Source organism: Escherichia sp. 93.0816, assembly GCF_013368855.2.
Lineage (GTDB): Bacteria > Pseudomonadota > Gammaproteobacteria > Enterobacterales > Enterobacteriaceae > Escherichia > Escherichia ruysiae.
On the sequence record NZ_JABWNC020000022.1, the window covers coordinates 54,707 to 71,551 of the forward strand.

A 16,845-nucleotide genomic window follows, 5' to 3' on the forward strand; every position below is an offset into this window, starting at 1 on the left:
TGCGGCGTGAACGCCTTATCCGACCTACGGTCAGGAGCAAGGCGTAAACATATGCGCCTCGGTAGGCCTGATAAGACGCGTAAGCGTCGCATCAGGCAATGAATGCCCGATGCGACCAGCTTCTTATATCAGAACAGCCCCAACGGTTTATCCGAGTAGCTCACCAGCAGGCACTTGGTTTGCTGGTAATGCTCAAGCATCATTTTGTGGGTTTCGCGCCCGATGCCCGACTGTTTGTAGCCACCAAACGCTGCGTGTGCCGGATAGGCGTGATAACAGTTGGTCCACACGCGCCCTGCCTGAATGCCACGCCCCATCTTATAGGCCAGATTACCGTTACGGCTCCAGACGCCAGCGCCCAGGCCGTATTGCGTGTCATTCGCCAGCTCCAGCGCCTCATCCATCGTTTTGAAGGTAGTCACCGCCAGCACCGGGCCAAAAATCTCCTCCTGGAACACACGCATATTGTTCTGGCCAAACAGAATCGTCGGTTCGAGGTAATAACCGTCTTTCAGTTCCCCTTCCAGCAGCTTACGCCGCCCGCCGGTAAGCACATCTGCACCCTCTTTTTTACCGATATCAATGTAATTGAGGATGGTTTCCAGTTGCCCATGAGAAACCTGTGCGCCCATTTGCGTCACGCTGTCGAGCGGGTTACCGCTACGAATGCTTTCAACACGACGGATGGCGCGTTCCATAAAGCGTTCGTAGATAGACTCCTGCACTAAAGCACGGCTTGGACAGGTGCAAACTTCGCCCTGGTTGAAGGCGAACAATGCAAAGCCCTCCAGCGCCTTATCGAAGAAAGCATCTTCTTCATCCATCACATCGGCAAAGAAGATATTTGGCGACTTACCGCCCAACTCCAGCGTCACCGGAATAATGTTCTGCGTGGCGTACTGCATAATCTGCTGGCCGACTTCCGTTGAGCCGGTAAACGCAACTTTGGCGATGCGTTTTGAGGTCGCCAGATATTCACCGATTTCGCCGCCCGCGCCGTTGACCACGTTCACCACACCTGGCGGCAGTAAATCACCGACGATCTCCATCAAAAGCAACACTGAAAGCGGGGTAAGTCGTGCGGGTTTTAGCACCACGCAGTTGCCCGCCGCCAGCGCGGGAGCCATTTTCCAGCTCGCCATCAGCAGCGGGAAGTTCCACGGGATAATTTGCCCCACCACGCCTAACGGTTCGTGGAAGTGATAAGCCACTGTTTCGCTATCGACTTCACTGATCCCACCTTCCTGTGCCCGAATACACGAGGCAAAATAGCGGAAATGGTCAATTGCCAGCGGCACATCGGCAGCACTGGTTTCACGAATGGGCTTGCCGTTATCCCAGGTTTCTGCCGTCGCCAACAGTTCGAGATTTTGTTCCATTCGATCGGCAATCTTAAACAGAATCGCCGCGCGATCCTGCACCGAAGTATGCGCCCATTTATCTTTCACTTTATGCGCGGCATCCAGCGCCAGATCGATGTCGCGTTTGCCCGAAGACGCCACTTCGCACAGTAGCTGCCCGGTCACCGGCGTCAGGTTCTGGTAATACTCGCCGTCGGCGGGTGCTACCCATTCGCCGCCGATAAAGTTGTCATAGCGGGCTTTTAACTTGAGGGGGAAACCATACTCGCCGGGCTTAATCTGTGCTGAAGGGGGATTGTTGGTCATGGTAGTCTCCTTGCGGTGTGAGGTATAACAAGGGTAGACGTGACTGGCGAAATCTTCGCCAGCCGGTGACAGCTTTACGACAGCAATCACGAATTTACGGGCAAGGATTACAGAGATAGTTGAAAAAGCGGCTGACAACACGTCAGCCGTTACGAGAAGGTAATTACATCGCAGCGCGATAAATCGCCACAATTTCTTCGTGAGTTGCCTGAATCGGGTTAGTAAATCCGCAGGCATCTTTCAGAGCATTGGTCGCCAGTACCGCGAAATCTTCTTCTTTCACGTTCAGATCGCGCAGACCTGCCGGAATATCGACTTTCTTCGCCAGTTCGCGGATAGCGTTAATGCAGGCTTCTGCACCTTCCGCGTCGTTTTTACCTGTCACGTTCACACCCATTGCAGCAGCGCAGTCACGCAGACGTGCAGCGGCTACTTTGCTGTTGAATACCTGAACGTGCGGCAGCAGAACGGCGTTACATACACCGTGCGGCAGATTGTAGAAACCGCCTAACTGGTGCGCCATCGCATGAACATAACCCAAAGACGCATTGTTGAACGCCATACCGGCGAGGAACTGGGCATAAGCCATCGCTTCACGCGCTTTCGCATTGCTGCCATCTTCTACGGCTAACGGCAGGTTTTCGGCAATCATGGTCACGGCTTTCAGTGCGCAAGCGTCAGTGATCGGCGTTGCGGCAATAGACACATACGCTTCGATAGCGTGTGTTAAGGCATCCATACCCGTTGCGGCGGTCAGTGACTTCGGCATACCGATCATCAGAGAGGAGTCATTGACAGAAAGCAGCGGAGTCACGTGTTTATCCACAATTGCCATTTTGATGTGGCGCGCTTCGTCAGTGATAATGCAGAAACGGGTCATTTCAGACGCAGTACCCGCCGTGGTATTGATAGCGATCATCGGCAACTGCGGTTTTGCAGAGCGGTCAACGCCTTCGTAATCGCGAATATCACCGCCGTTGGCAGCCACCAGCGCAATGCCTTTCGCACAGTCGTGCGGAGAACCACCACCTAAGGAAATTACGCTATCACAATTATTTTCTTTCAGCAGTTTGAGGCCTGCGGCGACGTTTTCCGTGGTTGGGTTAGGTTGGGTGCCATCATAAATAACGCTAAAAATATTGCGTTCTTCCAGTGCTTTTTGCACATCGCCCGCCATACCTAATTTCGTTAAGATATTGTCGGTAACAATTAATGTACGGGTAAATCCATAGTCTGCCATCATATTCATTGCATCATTCAATGAATCAGCACCGATGACATTCACTGAAGGAATAAAAAAGGTTGAAGCTGCCATAAAACACTCCTGGAAGAGTAAAAAGGGCTGGCAGATTACAAAGTATTTTCATTCGGAAATATGATCGACATTACCGTTTATTAAAATATTTTTAATAAAAAGCACGTTACATTCATCAAATAACGTGCTTCCTTAATATTAATAAGAATCTTGTATTAATTCATATTTATTATGAATTAATCATTTCCTTATTTTTCGGGAAATAATAATGCATCGCGCAATAAATGATCATTTCCACGACGCCGCGTAAAGCCAATGCGGTCAAAATATTCCAGAATTTGAATTGCCAGCTTTCGGCCTACACCTAAGCGATCGCGGAAATCCGCCGCGCAGGTTGAACCACATTCCTGATCAAGATCGCGGATCATATTGGCAAATTCAACAATCCGATCGTTACGGTAATAACGATCTTTGACGATCGCCGTAATTATCCCCTGCTGTGCCGCCTGGCGTAGCGTCAGGCGCATTGCCTGCTCGTCGGTTCCCGTCTCTTTTGCCAGGTCACGCACCCACCACGGCTCGTCGCCAAATAGCGGCTCTGCTTTTTGCCAGATGGCCTGCTGCTCTTCGCTGAAGCCCGCTTTGTGATCCGGCAAATGCAGCCAGCCGTGGTGGCTGTGGATATCGCCACTTTCGCGCATCTTTTCAATCAGCAACAGAACCAGAGCTTCATCTTCCATCGGCAACGCCATGCGCCGCAGGCGCTCGCGCCCAGGACCTGGTTCATCGCGATGTTGCTCATGATAAGCCGCTAATGTGTCGAGGATTTTCCGCTGCCAGCGGGCGGCAACCGGCGCATTCAACAAGCTATAACCAGCCTGAATGTAGCCTGGCTGTTGCAGCAGTTCGCGCATCCCTTCGCCATTGAGCTGTCTCGCCCAGGCGAAATCGGCAAGATTCACCGCTCCGCGTTCCAGATGAACGGTCAGTGCGTCGGCATCGCTTTGTGTACGTGCCAGTGAAGCCAGCCATTGCAGATATTCCGGCTTACGTTTACCGCGACGTGGCGGGTTGAGCATCACCACGCGCGCCCCCGCCAGCGTGTTGCGGGCCGAGATATCGCGCAGCACTAATCGATCGTTATCCGCTAGCCACAGCGGCGTGTCGAACACCAGCTCGGCAAGGTTATCTTCGAGCAGCGAAACGCGCCCTGTAACGTGGCTGGCGGCGTGGTGAATATGTAGCGGCTGCCACTGGGTCAACGGTACATGAGTTTGTAGCTCGACAATCACCCGCGTGAACGGCTCCGGCGGCGCATCGGCAAGCAGCCAGTCGCCACGGTTAATCTGTTCTTTCTCCGCATCACCGGCGATATTAAGCGCAATACGTTGCCCGGCATGGGCGGTTTCTGTTGGTTGATTTTGCGCATGGAGCGCACGCACGCGCATCGGCTTATTTACACCAGTCAGCCATAGTGAATCGCCTACCTTCACTTCCCCGCTTAACGCCGTACCAGTGACCACCAGCCCGGCACCTTTTACGGTAAAAGCGCGGTCGATAGCGAGGCGGAAACTATGTTGGCTGGCGTGTTCACGTTCAGGCAACTGAAGCAGATGTTCGCGCAGGGCATCAATTCCCCGACCTTCGGTTGCTGCGGTGACAAACAGTTTTGCCTCAGCAAAACCGTATTCCCGCAGCACCTCCTTTACCTGGCGTTCAACCTCATCAACACGCGCTTCATCCACGCGATCGGCTTTGGTCAGTGCCACTGTCAGCATCGGGTTACCGGTAAGTTGCAAAATCGCCAGATGCTCACGGGTCTGCGCCATCACACCGTCATCGCAAGCCACCACCAGCAGCGCATGATCGATACCCCCGACGCCCGCCAGCATGTTGGAAAGAAACTTTTCATGACCGGGAACGTCGATAAAACCAGGCACGCGACCATCCGGCTGCGGCCAGTAGGCATAGCCGAGATCGATGGTCATACCGCGCTTTTTTTCTTCCGGCAGACGGTCGGCATTTACACCAGTAATCGCCTGCAATAAGGTCGTTTTGCCGTGGTCAACGTGTCCGGCAGTCGCAATAATCATTTCAACAACATCTCCATAAACCGTTGCTCATCTTCAAGGCAGCGTAGATCCAGCCACAATCGCCCGTCGTAGATACGTCCAATCACCGGAACCGGCAATTCACGCCAGCGGGCGGCTAATGCCTCAAGGTGGCTACCGCGCCCGTCATGGGGTGTAAACGTTAATGCCGCGCTCGGCAGGCGATCAACCGGCAGCGAACCACTGCCAATCTGCGAAAGACACGGCATAACCTGTACCGCAAACTCCGCGCCGTAATGTGCGGCAAGGGGAGCCTGTAAACGTTGCGCCTGGATTTGAATAACCTCTGCGCTGCGGGTAAGCAGACGCAGGGTCGGTAATTTTTCGCTCAGTGCTTCGGGGTGCAAATAGAGACGCAGCGTCGCTTCCAGCGCCGCGAGGGTCATTTTATCCGCGCGTAATGCACGTTTCAGCGGATGGCTTTGCAGGCGGGAAATCATCTCTTTCTTACCAACGATGATCCCTGCCTGCGGCCCGCCTAACAACTTGTCGCCGGAGAAGCTCACCAGGCTGACGCCCGCCGCGATCAACTCCTGCGGCATGGGCTCTTTCGGCAAACCGTACTGGCTAAGATCGACCAGCGAACCACTGCCTAAATCAGTCACTACGGGAATATCCAGCTCTTTGCCGAGCGCCACCAGTTCCGCTTCGTCTATCGCTTTGGTGAATCCCTGAATGCTGTAATTACTGGTATGTACTTTCATCAACAGCGCGGTATTTTCATTTACTGCCTGACGATAATCACTGGCGTGGGTACGGTTGGTCGTCCCCACTTCGTGCAGGGTGCAGCCTGCCTGACGCATTACGTCAGGAATACGAAACGCGCCGCCAATCTCCACCAGTTCGCCACGAGACACCACCACCTCTTTCCCGCTGGCAGTGGCTGCCAACATCAGCAGCACCGCCGCCGCATTGTTATTGACGATACAGGCATCTTCCGCGCCAGTAATGCGGCACAGTAGCTGCGCCAGCGCACGATCGCGATGCCCGCGTCCGGCGTCGTCCAGATCATACTCCAGCGTCACCGGCGAACGCATAGTCTGCGCAACGGCTTCCACCGCTGCTTCCGCCTGTAAAGCTCGCCCAAGGTTGGTATGCAGCACGGTTCCCGTCAGGTTGATCACCGGACGCAGCGCGCTCTGCGCCTCTTTCGTCAGCCGGGCATCGACTTCTTGCGCCCAGTTTTCACACCACGCGGGCAGCGTCTGGCTGTCACGAATCACTTCTCGCGCTTCATCAAGCATCTGACGCAGCAATTCCACCACGCGGGTGTGACCATAAGTATCACGCAAAGAAAGGAAGGAGCTATCGCGCAATAAGCGATCAATAGCCGGAAGTTGACTATAGAGGGAACGCGTTTCGGTTGTCATAGGAAACCTGGCTGATCAAGGCCCTCTCACACGGAGAAGGGCGTTTAACATAACCACGGATTGTAACGTGAGATGGGTCAGGAGGACATATCGCGCATCAAGCCTTTGGTGGTTCGGTGCGGGCAAAACTTTCGCGGCTAAACAAGTTTTCGACCAGTTTGACTAAGTGTGGGCGGTCGACACACCAGCCCGGCGCAACGCGGCGGAAATTGAGATATCCAACGGCACAGGCAATGGCAATAGTCGCCAGATTGACCGTATCGGTTTTGAGTGTGCCATCGACCAGATATCCTTCCAGCACATCCAGGCTACGGTTGATTTTCTCCCGCTGGCGTAGCAGTTCATCTTCTGACTGCTGCGCCGCCGGACGCGCCTGTTCGCGCACCGACACCAGCCCGGCATCCATAATGCCATCTGCCAGCGCCTCAATTTTACGCACTCGCAACGACTCCAGCGGATCGCGCGGCAACATCGCCGGAGCGACATTCATTAATTCAATATATTCGGCGATGATCGGCGAATCAAACCAGCATTCGCCCTCTTCGGTCACCAACACCGGCACTTTCCCTAACGGGTTAAATTGCGCCACGCCGTTGTCCGCGTTATAGGGCAGTTCATTAATAAATTCGAAAGTTATGCCCTTTTCTAACAACAGAATAGAAAGTTTGCGTACAAACGGGCTGGTGTAGCTACCGATAAGTTTCATGCCATGTCCTTTGTGCGAGGAAAAATATCAGTATGGCTCAGGCTCGCGCAAAACACAGGTGACATAAGTCTCAATGATCCAAATAAAGATAATGCATCCAACTGGTCATTCTCAGCAGCACTTTCCGCATCACCGAAACATGGCTGAAATGGTCAGAGTAAACTGCTACCTGGGCGTAGATGCCGTCGGGTAAGGCATCGATATCAGCGTTAGGGTCGAGTTCAATGGTTCCCAGCACACCATCCGTTCCGGGCACGACCGTTAACGATTGCAGCACCCCCTGCGCCTGATACGAACCACCAGGCACCACCGGCAAAATACTGGTCAGTTTGCCGTGGAATACCTGCCCCGGCAGCGCGTTAAATACGACTTCCGCATCATCACCGGGTTTCAGGCGTAACAATGAATTTTGCCGAAATTGGGCAACAATTTGCCGTTTTTGCTCAGGGATGAAGACCATTACCGGACGCAGCGGTAAAGCTGCCGCGTAAGTGCCTGGGCGGATCAGCACCTGAGTAACGTAGCCGTTGCTCGGCGCGCGAATAATAGTTTGCTCAAGGTTATATTTCGCTTCGGTCAATTGCGCCCTTAAGCTCACAATCTGCGACTGCTCGCCGTTGACCATGCTGTCGAGCTGGCTCTGGATCTGCGCCTGCTCCGCCACCGAGCCTTTCACCAGCGCATCCTGCGCGAGGAAATTTTGCCGCGCATCGTCGATGTCACGTTCCGAGAACGGATTCACCGCCGCCTGGCTGCCTTTCAGGTAACGTTGATAATTTTTAAACAGACGGTCGCGCTCCGCTGAAACCTGGGTGGTGTTGGCCTGCGCTTCAGTGAGCTGCGCGCGCAGCGTTTTGATATTATGCGTCGCCGTCATCAAATCAGCCTGGAGTCTGTCTACTCGCGCCTGGTAACGAACCGGGTCGAGCTTAAAAAGCACCTCGCCCTTTTGAATAAGCTGATTATTCTTGTCAGTGACTTCAGTAACAATTCCCGTCACCTGTGGCGTGATGGGGATCGCTATCACAGCCTTTTGCGCGGTAAAAGTGTAAGGATGGTTGTAGTTCATCAACAAAATCAAACCACTCACCAGAAACACGCCTCCCAGCGCAGCCGTCGCCAGCGTCCACTGATTCACCGGAATGCGGAAGATTTTAAAGACCGCCCACGCCAGCGCCACGTAAGTTAAAACAATTAACAGATCCATAATCAGATCTCCGGGAACGTGGAATAGTCAGTCTTTTTTTCGGCTGCAAGTTGGTGCTCCAGCCGGGAAACACGGTCAGAAAGCGCGGCAATTTCCGGGTCAGTCGCTTTCTCTTGCGACGCAGTATGTGACTGCATTCCCCAGCCGCGCTCTGGCTGGTAAAGCGTTGCCCAGATCCACAAGAACGGCCAGATTACATGCAGGGTAAACAGACTTACCCAACCCGCCGTATGAATAGCGTCGGCGTGGGGATGGTTGCGCTTTTTGGCAATCAGATAGGGGATGTCATGTATCGCGATGATTCCATAAAAAATCACCAGAAAGACGAAGATCAGCACTCCCAACGCGAAGTAGTTTAGAAACATATCTGCCTCGGATTCACGCTTATCAGTGTTGTTTTTTGGCTGGCAGCCGGAAGGGAGTCAGGCTGATACTTTGACATTAATCCGCGTTTGCCAATCTCGCCATCACACCGAAGGATAATTTTAAAAGGCGATAAGTTGCTCAGTTACAAAACGGTCTTAAGGCAAAGTCAGAACATGCTGCAGATCACACCAGGTGAATTACCGAAGAAAATATCTTGTGATTAAGATCACAATAATTCAACAAACAGCTAAAATTAAAATGTGACGTTATTCACATTTTAATGCCATTTTTAGCGAAAATCGCCGCCTTGTTGCTTTTTTACACAAGTGTTTTGTGATGCACATCACGTCAATTACCTCTCTACCCCCTATATTTATGTGACTGATATCACACAAAAGGCCGTCGACTGGACAGTTAACCGATTCAGTGCCAGATTTCGCAGTATCTACAAGGTCCGGCTACCTCTGCCGCCACATTAACAAAAAACCTCGGGCTTCCAGCCTGCGCGACAGCAAACATAAGAAGGGGTGTTTTTATGTCATCCGATATTAAGATCAAAGTGCAAAGCTTTGGTCGTTTCCTCAGCAACATGGTGATGCCAAATATCGGCGCGTTTATCGCGTGGGGTATCATCACCGCGTTATTTATTCCAACAGGGTGGTTACCGAACGAAACGCTGGCGAAGCTGGTCGGGCCGATGATCACTTATCTCCTGCCGCTGCTGATCGGTTATACCGGTGGTAAGCTGGTAGGTGGCGAACGTGGCGGCGTGGTTGGTGCTATCACTACCATGGGCGTTATCGTCGGTGCAGACATGCCGATGTTCCTCGGTTCTATGATTGCAGGTCCGCTGGGTGGCTGGTGCATTAAGCACTTCGACCGCTGGGTAGACGGTAAGATCAAATCCGGTTTTGAGATGCTGGTGAATAACTTCTCCGCTGGCATCATCGGGATGATCCTCGCCATTCTGGCATTCCTCGGCATTGGCCCGATTGTTGAAGCCCTGTCCAAAATGCTGGCTGCGGGCGTTAACTTCATGGTTGTCCATGACATGCTGCCGCTGGCGTCTATCTTTGTTGAACCGGCGAAAATCCTGTTCCTCAACAACGCCATTAACCACGGTATCTTCTCGCCGCTGGGTATTCAGCAGTCCCATGAACTTGGCAAATCCATCTTCTTCCTGATTGAAGCGAACCCGGGTCCGGGTATGGGTGTTCTGCTGGCGTACATGTTCTTTGGTCGCGGTAGTGCGAAACAGTCTGCGGGCGGTGCGGCAATCATCCACTTCCTGGGTGGTATCCACGAAATCTACTTCCCGTATGTGCTGATGAATCCGCGTCTGATTCTGGCCGTTATCCTCGGCGGTATGACTGGCGTGTTCACGCTGACTATCCTGGGCGGTGGTCTGGTTTCTCCGGCATCTCCGGGTTCTATCCTTGCTGTACTGGCGATGACGCCAAAAGGTGCATACTTCGCTAACATCGCAGGTGTGTGTGCGGCAATGGCGGTCTCCTTCGTTGTCTCTGCTATTTTGCTGAAAACCAGCAAAGTGAAAGAAGAAGACGATATTGAAGCGGCTGCGCGTCGTGTTCAGGAGATGAAAGCTGAATCGAAAGGCGCTACTCCGCTGTCTGCTGGCGATGTGACTAACGACCTGAGCCACGTGCGTAAAATCATCGTTGCCTGTGACGCCGGTATGGGTTCCAGTGCGATGGGTGCGGGCGTGCTGCGTAAGAAAATTCAGGATGCAGGTCTGTCGCAGATTTCTGTTACTAACAGCGCGATCAACAACCTGCCGCCGGATGTGGATCTGGTCATCACTCACCGTGACCTGACCGAACGCGCTATGCGTCAGGTGCCGCAGGCACAGCATATTTCTCTGACCAACTTCCTCGACAGCGGCCTGTACACCAGCCTGACCGAACGTCTGGTTGCTGCCCAGCGCCATACTGAAAACGAAGTGAAAGTGAAAGACAGCCTGAAAGACAGCTTTGACGATTCTAACGCCAATCTGTTTAAGCTCGGTGCGGAGAACATCTTCCTCGGTCGCAAAGCGGCAACCAAAGAAGAAGCGATTCGCTTTGCCGGTGAACAACTGGTGAAAGGCGGCTATGTTGAACCGGAATACGTACAGGCGATGCTGGATCGTGAAAAACTGACCCCGACCTATCTGGGTGAGTCTATCGCGGTGCCACACGGTACGGTTGAAGCGAAAGATCGCGTACTGAAAACAGGCGTCGTGTTCTGTCAGTACCCGGAAGGCGTGCGTTTCGGTGAAGAAGAAGATGACATTGCCCGTCTGGTGATTGGTATTGCTGCCCGTAATAACGAGCACATTCAGGTGATCACCAGCCTGACCAACGCACTGGATGATGAGTCCGTCATCGAGCGTCTGGCACACACCACTAGCGTGGATGAAGTGCTGGAACTGCTGGCAGGTCGTAAGTAATCCAGGCCCACCCTCTCCACATGGAGAAGGTGGGCTAATTGCCTGATGCGCTTTGCTTATCAGGCCTACAAAACAAAGCGCAGTTTGTTAAATTTGCACGTTCTTGTAGGCCGGATAAGGCGTTTACGCCGTATCCGGCGCTGCCCCTCTCCTCACGGAGAGGGTTTGGGTGAGGGAAAAGCCTCACCCCAGCCCTCTCGGGTAAAAACATTGATGAAGGTTAATACTATGAAAGCATTACATTTTGGCGCAGGTAATATCGGTCGTGGCTTTATCGGTAAACTGCTGGCAGACGCGGGTATCCAACTGACGTTTGCCGATGTCAATCAGGTGGTACTTGATGCCCTGAATGCCCGTCATAGCTATCAGGTTCACGTTGTCGGCGAAACCGAGCAGGTGGATACCGTTTCCGGCGTTAATGCCGTCAGCAGCATTGGCGACGACGTGGTGGATTTAATCGCCCAGGTTGATTTAGTCACCACCGCAGTTGGCCCGGTCGTGCTGGAACGCATTGCTCCGGCAATCGCCAAAGGGCTGGTGAAACGTAAAGAGCAAGGTAATGAATCCCCGCTGAACATTATCGCCTGTGAAAACATGGTACGCGGCACAACGCAACTGAAAGGCCATGTGATGAACGCCCTGCCGGAAGACGCCAAAGCGTGGGTAGAAGAACACGTTGGCTTTGTCGATTCCGCCGTTGACCGTATCGTGCCGCCTTCTGCTTCGGCAACTAACGATCCGCTGGAAGTGACGGTAGAAACCTTCAGCGAATGGATTGTCGATAAAACCCAGTTCAAAGGCGCACTGCCAAATATTCCTGGTATGGAGTTAACCGACAACCTGATGGCGTTTGTCGAACGTAAGCTCTTCACCCTGAATACGGGTCATGCTATAACCGCGTACCTTGGAAAACTGGCGGGTCATCAGACCATTCGTGACGCGATTCTCGACGAGAAAATCCGTGCGGTGGTAAAAGGGGCGATGGAAGAAAGCGGCGCGGTACTGATTAAGCGTTACGGTTTTGACGCGGACAAGCACGCGGCGTACATCCAAAAAATCCTCGGTCGTTTTGAAAACCCGTATCTGAAAGATGATGTTGAGCGCGTAGGCCGTCAACCGCTGCGTAAACTGAGTGCTGGCGACCGTCTGATCAAGCCGCTGCTGGGTACGCTGGAATATGGCTTGCCGCACAAAAATCTGATTGAAGGTATTGCTGCTGCCATGCACTTCCGCAGTGAAGATGATCCGCAGGCACAAGAACTGGCGGCGCTGATTGCCGACAAAGGCCCGCAGGCTGCGCTGGCGCACATTTCCGGGCTTGATGCCAACAGCGAGGTTGTCACCGAGGCGGTAACCGCTTATAACGCAATGCAATAATGGTGAACCAGGCGCAGGACTCCCTGCGCCCGAATAACAGATTGTCAGATATGCAGGCAACAATGGAACAAACCCAGGCCTTTGAAAACCGTGTGCTTGAGCGTCTGAATGCTGGCAAAACCGTGCGAAGCTTTCTGATTACCGCCGTCGATCTCCTGACCGAGGCGGTTAATCTTCTGGTGCTTCAGGTATTCCGCAAAGACGATTACGCGGTGAAGTATGCTGTAGAACCATTACTCGACGGCGATGGTCCGCTGGGCGACTTGTCCGTGCGCTTAAAGCTGATTTATGGGCTTGGCGTAATTAGCCGCCATGAATACGAAGATGCGGAACTGTTAATGGCGCTGCGGGAAGAGTTGAACCACGACGGCAACGAGTACGCATTTACCGATGATGAAATTCTTGGGCCATTTGGCGAACTGCATTGCGTGGCGGCACTACCACCGCCGCCACAGTTTGAACCAATAGACTCCAGTTTGTATGCGATGCAAGTTCAACGCTATCAACAGGCTGTGCGATCAACAATGGTCCTTTCACTGACTGAGCTGATTTCCAAAATCAGCTTAAAAAAAGCCTTTCAAAAGTAAGTACTTTCGCTTACTTCTCCTCTACCGGATTCGGCCGATAAAGTCGGCGATAATATTCCAGACGTTGTAGATATAACGGCACGCTTTCCTCAGGTATACCGGATGGAATCGCGTTACGGGGGGGAAGTTTATTCAGATACTCCCGGAACGCCTGGCTTGATGCCATGAAATCTACGGCTTTATCAATAAGAAGCGGAACGTTTTCACCTAATTTGCCCATAATAATATCTCCGTATTACCCCGCGCCGGGAATGCGCGACCGCCGATTTTAGTTTAGAACCCGATAAAAATGACATTAAGGAAAACGTGCGAAATCCACAACGCTTGCCCTCACCTTCTGATTATATTGTTTATTAATCAATACATTATATTATTTTTGAACACACGATTTGTTACCCGACAAAACTATTACAATGCCATCAGTTGTGAACAAAGCACCTGGTCGCGCATACTAGGGGCTATAAATTTATCTTTATCAGAAGCCATCCCATGAAAGAAGTCGAAAAAAACGAAATTAAACGTCTTAGCGATCGCCTGGACGCCATCCGCCACCAGCAGGCCGAACTGTCGCTGGTTGAAGCCGCAGACAAGTATGCCGAGCTGGAAAAAGAGAAAGCTACGCTGGAAGCTGAAATTGCCCGCCTGCGTGAAGTTCATAGCCAGAAACTTAGTAAAGAAGCGCAAAAGCTGATGAAGATGCCGTTCCAGCGCGCGATTACCAAAAAAGAACAAGCCGATATGGGTAAGCTGAAGAAGAGTGTCCGTGGGTTAGTCGTAGTGCATCCGATGACTGCACTGGGTCGTGAAATGGGCCTGCAAGAGATGACCGGGTTCTCAAAAACAGCGTTTTAACCCTCTTACCTGTATATCTCCCTCACATCCCGCGTTGCAGATAAATGCGGGATGTAACAATTATCTTCCTCTGTTTCCTCGTAGAGTCGGTTTTTTACCAGTGGCTCTCAATCTGAAAATGCGATCAGTAAAAGGTTTAGTTCTATGTCTGAAAATGGACGATATCATTCATAAAATAAAAGTTTTGCCGTTATTTTTTCCATCCACATTCTAAAAACCCACCCCAAACATTGATTGAGTGAATATTAAATTACAGCTATTTTTCTGCTTTAAATGCAGTGTTTGACATCTGATAACCCACCTCATTAAAATCCGCCTCCTTAATACAATTAAACAATTTTAAAATTTAATAAATAATTTTCAAAATGAATGTATAAGTAATAATTATAAAGCCAGCCATATAAATCACAAAAGCATCAACCACAAATGGACACATCCCTTAGTTCAAATCGCCACCAGGGATGATATGTAAGGATAACTTTGTATGAATGTGAATAAATTATTTATAAGCGTTCTGGCGGCTTCGACAATGCTGATATTGTCAGGTTGTGATTACGTCGAAAAAACGAAAGTAGTTGATGAACTAACAAAACAACAGGAAGAACAAAAGGCCAGAATCGATCAACTCGAAAAACAATTAGAACAACAAGACAAAAAAACAAGCACCATTGAAAAACAAAACATTAGCGTAATAAACAGTACAAAAACGCTGGCTCAGGTAGTGAAAGAGATTAAGCGTCAGCAAGACTACTTTGTCTTTACTGAATTTAACCCAGCTCAAACAAAATATTTTATTTTGAATAATGGGTCTTTGGGTTTAGCGGGGCGCATATTATCAATAGAGGCCACTGAAAATGGCAGCGTTATACATATGTCGCTGGTTAATTTATTAAGCGTACCTGTTTCTAACATTGGTTTTCATGCCACCTGGGGCGGTGAAAGACCTGCTGATCAAAAAGAATATGCCAAATGGCAACAGCTGCTATTTAGCACCACTATGAACTCCACGCTGAAATTATTACCAGGCCAATGGCAAGACATTAACTTAACGTTAAAAGGGGTGTCTCCCAATAACCTGAAATACCTGAAGTTGGCTATTAATATGCAAAATATCAACTTCGACAACCTTCCACCTGCTGATAACCGGCAGAAAAAAAGCAAAAAATAAATGCAGTCATTGCACTTATATCAAGGAATAGAGAGCAACAACAATGAACAAAATTTTTAAAGTTATCTGGAACCCTGCAACGGGGAGCTACAGCGTCGCCAGCGAAACGGCAAAAAGCCGAGGAAAGAAGAGCGGTCGCAGCAAGCTGTTAATTTCTGCGCTGGTTGCCGGTGGGCTGATGTCGTCGTTCGGGGCGAGTGCTTCTGTCAGTCTTGATGGTGGTACATATTCTGATGGCACCGAACTTACTGATGCATGGATTGCTATTGGTAAAGGTGCGAAGGCTTCCTCTGTAGGCGGTAGCACAGCAAGTATTTCTATTGGGGTAAATGCAATCTCTGCTGCAGGGGCTACTGCAGTGGGTTTTAACAGTAATGCTACTGGACAAAGTTCAGTATCAATGGGGCAGCTATCGAAAGCCACAGGGAGCAGGGGGGTTGCTATCGGCAGTGGCGCTAGTGCCATTGGCGACTATACAGTTGCATTAGCGGTTGGCTCCAGTGCTAGCGGTGAGAGTGCAGTGGCAATAGGTCAAGGTTCCGGAGCCAAAAATAAAGGAAGTGTTGCGTTAGGTAACAGAGCGTCATCATTAGGAGAAAAATCGGTAGCACTAGGGGTAGACAGTAAGGCCACTGGTGACGATAGCCTGGCATTAGGTAGAAACGCCTTGGGCAATAGCACAGGTTCCATTGCAATGGGTGCCGCAAGCGAAGCCAATGGATTATATAGTCTGGCATTGGGTTCAAGCAGCATAGCTAACGCGGACAATACCGTTGCGCTTGGATATGGAGCCAATGCAACCAAAGCTGGAGCAATGGCTTTCGGTCAGGCAGGAAAAGCAGACGGTTTAAATTCTATTGCGCTGGGTAATAAAAGTCAGTCAAGCGGCGAAAACAGTATTGCGCTTGGACAAGAAAGCTATGCTGGTAGTGAAAAAAGTATTGCGATTGGTAGCCTGTCCAGTGTAACCGGTGTTAACTCCGTTGCTCTGGGCACAGAGTCTACTGCCGTGGAAGATAATACTGTTTCAGTAGGTAACGACACGCTGCAGCGTAAAATTGTTCATATGGCAAAAGGCGATATTAGCAGTACCAGTACTGATGCCATCAATGGTTCACAGCTTTATGATATCAGTAAGTCAGTTGCAGACCGTCTGGGCGGCGGTGCCTCCGTGAGTACTGCCGGGGTTGTTAACGCCCCTAACTACAAACTGCAAAGTGGTAACTTTAATAATGTTGGCGACGCATTAAAGGGTCTCGATGATAATACGTTGCAATGGGACTCGCTTAAAAAAGTCTACAGTGCAAAACACGGTTCTGATGCCACCAGCAAAATCACCAACGTTACGGCGGGTGAGCTGAACGCATCCAGTACCGATGCCGTTAACGGTTCTCAGTTGAAAACCACTAACGACAATGTGCAAATTAACGCTGACAACATCACCACTAACACGGCAGACATCGCTACTAACACCACCAATATCAGCACATTAACTGATACGGTGAATAATCTCGGTGAAGATGCGCTGAAATGGGATGACGCCGCTGGCGTATTCACTGCCAAACACGGCACCGATGCCACCAGCAAAATCACCAACGTTAAAGACGGTGATTTGACTGCCGACAGCACCGACGCCGTTAACGGTTCTCAGTTGAAAACCACTAACGACAATGTACAAATTAACGCTGACAACATCACCACTAACACGGCAGACATCGCTACTAACACCA

At 51.0% G+C, this 16,845-nt stretch carries 14 protein-coding genes; 6 read left to right on the top strand and 8 right to left on the bottom strand.

Annotated elements, in window-relative coordinates; translation table 11 throughout:
- Nucleotides 1-128 precede the first annotated feature (128 nt).
- From aldB to HEM79_RS18580, 7 genes are all read right to left on the bottom strand, one after another.
- Nucleotides 129-1,667, bottom strand: a complete 1,539-nt coding sequence (gene aldB, locus HEM79_RS18550) for an aldehyde dehydrogenase AldB (protein ID WP_000183976.1) — start codon at nucleotides 1,665-1,667, stop codon at nucleotides 129-131.
- A 163-nt stretch (nucleotides 1,668-1,830) separates the two neighbouring features.
- Nucleotides 1,831-2,982, bottom strand: a complete 1,152-nt coding sequence (gene yiaY / locus HEM79_RS18555) for an L-threonine dehydrogenase (protein WP_000741493.1) — start codon at nucleotides 2,980-2,982, stop codon at nucleotides 1,831-1,833.
- A 188-nt stretch (nucleotides 2,983-3,170) separates the two neighbouring features.
- Entirely contained in the window at nucleotides 3,171-5,015 is a 1,845-nt protein-coding gene (gene selB, locus HEM79_RS18560; protein WP_176242535.1) for a selenocysteine-specific translation elongation factor, read from the bottom strand.
- Nucleotides 5,012-6,403, bottom strand: a complete 1,392-nt coding sequence (gene selA / locus HEM79_RS18565) for an L-seryl-tRNA(Sec) selenium transferase (RefSeq protein ID WP_176242537.1) — start codon at nucleotides 6,401-6,403, stop codon at nucleotides 5,012-5,014. The genes selB and selA overlap by 4 nt, the downstream gene beginning before the upstream one ends.
- A 97-nt stretch (nucleotides 6,404-6,500) precedes the next feature.
- Entirely contained in the window at nucleotides 6,501-7,109 is a 609-nt protein-coding gene (locus HEM79_RS18570; RefSeq protein WP_000766696.1) for a glutathione S-transferase, read from the bottom strand.
- Nucleotides 7,110-7,179: 70 nt separating this feature from the next.
- On the bottom strand, nucleotides 7,180-8,316 hold the full coding sequence (locus HEM79_RS18575) for an HlyD family secretion protein (RefSeq protein WP_176242539.1): 1,137 nt from the start codon (nucleotides 8,314-8,316) through the stop codon (nucleotides 7,180-7,182).
- A gap of 2 nt (nucleotides 8,317-8,318) precedes the next feature.
- Nucleotides 8,319-8,681 (bottom strand): DUF3302 domain-containing protein, encoded by a 363-nt coding sequence (locus tag HEM79_RS18580; protein WP_000479617.1) that lies wholly within the window; start codon nucleotides 8,679-8,681, stop codon nucleotides 8,319-8,321.
- Between the two features lie 536 nt (nucleotides 8,682-9,217).
- Between HEM79_RS18580 and mtlA the strand changes: the two genes are divergently transcribed.
- From mtlA to mtlR, 3 genes are all read left to right on the top strand, one after another.
- Nucleotides 9,218-11,131: a PTS mannitol transporter subunit IICBA gene (gene mtlA, locus HEM79_RS18585; RefSeq protein ID WP_000093246.1), complete on the top strand. Its 1,914-nt coding sequence runs from the start codon at nucleotides 9,218-9,220 to the stop codon at nucleotides 11,129-11,131.
- A gap of 228 nt (nucleotides 11,132-11,359) precedes the next feature.
- Entirely contained in the window at nucleotides 11,360-12,508 is a 1,149-nt protein-coding gene (gene mtlD / locus HEM79_RS18590) for a mannitol-1-phosphate 5-dehydrogenase (protein ID WP_176242540.1), read from the top strand.
- Complete coding sequence (mtlR, locus tag HEM79_RS18595) at nucleotides 12,508-13,095, top strand: mannitol operon repressor MtlR (RefSeq protein WP_000247990.1); 588 nt, start codon at nucleotides 12,508-12,510, stop codon at nucleotides 13,093-13,095. Before mtlD ends, mtlR begins: the two co-directional genes overlap by 1 nt.
- 10 nt (nucleotides 13,096-13,105) lie before the next feature.
- Here the strand turns inward: mtlR and yibT are convergent, their stop codons facing one another.
- Entirely contained in the window at nucleotides 13,106-13,315 is a 210-nt protein-coding gene (yibT, locus tag HEM79_RS18600; protein WP_000517102.1) for a protein YibT, read from the bottom strand.
- 269 nt (nucleotides 13,316-13,584) lie between these two features.
- Here yibT and HEM79_RS18605 point away from each other — a divergent pair, with 269 nt between their 5' ends.
- The 3 genes from HEM79_RS18605 to HEM79_RS18615 form a co-directional block, all read left to right on the top strand.
- On the top strand, nucleotides 13,585-13,947 hold the full coding sequence (locus tag HEM79_RS18605) for a YibL family ribosome-associated protein (RefSeq protein ID WP_000665684.1): 363 nt from the start codon (nucleotides 13,585-13,587) through the stop codon (nucleotides 13,945-13,947).
- A gap of 484 nt (nucleotides 13,948-14,431) precedes the next feature.
- On the top strand, nucleotides 14,432-15,115 hold the full coding sequence (locus HEM79_RS18610; protein ID WP_176242542.1) for a DUF3251 domain-containing protein: 684 nt from the start codon (nucleotides 14,432-14,434) through the stop codon (nucleotides 15,113-15,115).
- Between the two features lie 43 nt (nucleotides 15,116-15,158).
- Nucleotides 15,159-16,845, top strand: a 1,687-nt coding sequence (locus HEM79_RS18615) for an ESPR-type extended signal peptide-containing protein (RefSeq protein ID WP_286178627.1), incomplete at its 3' end; no start/stop codon positions are given.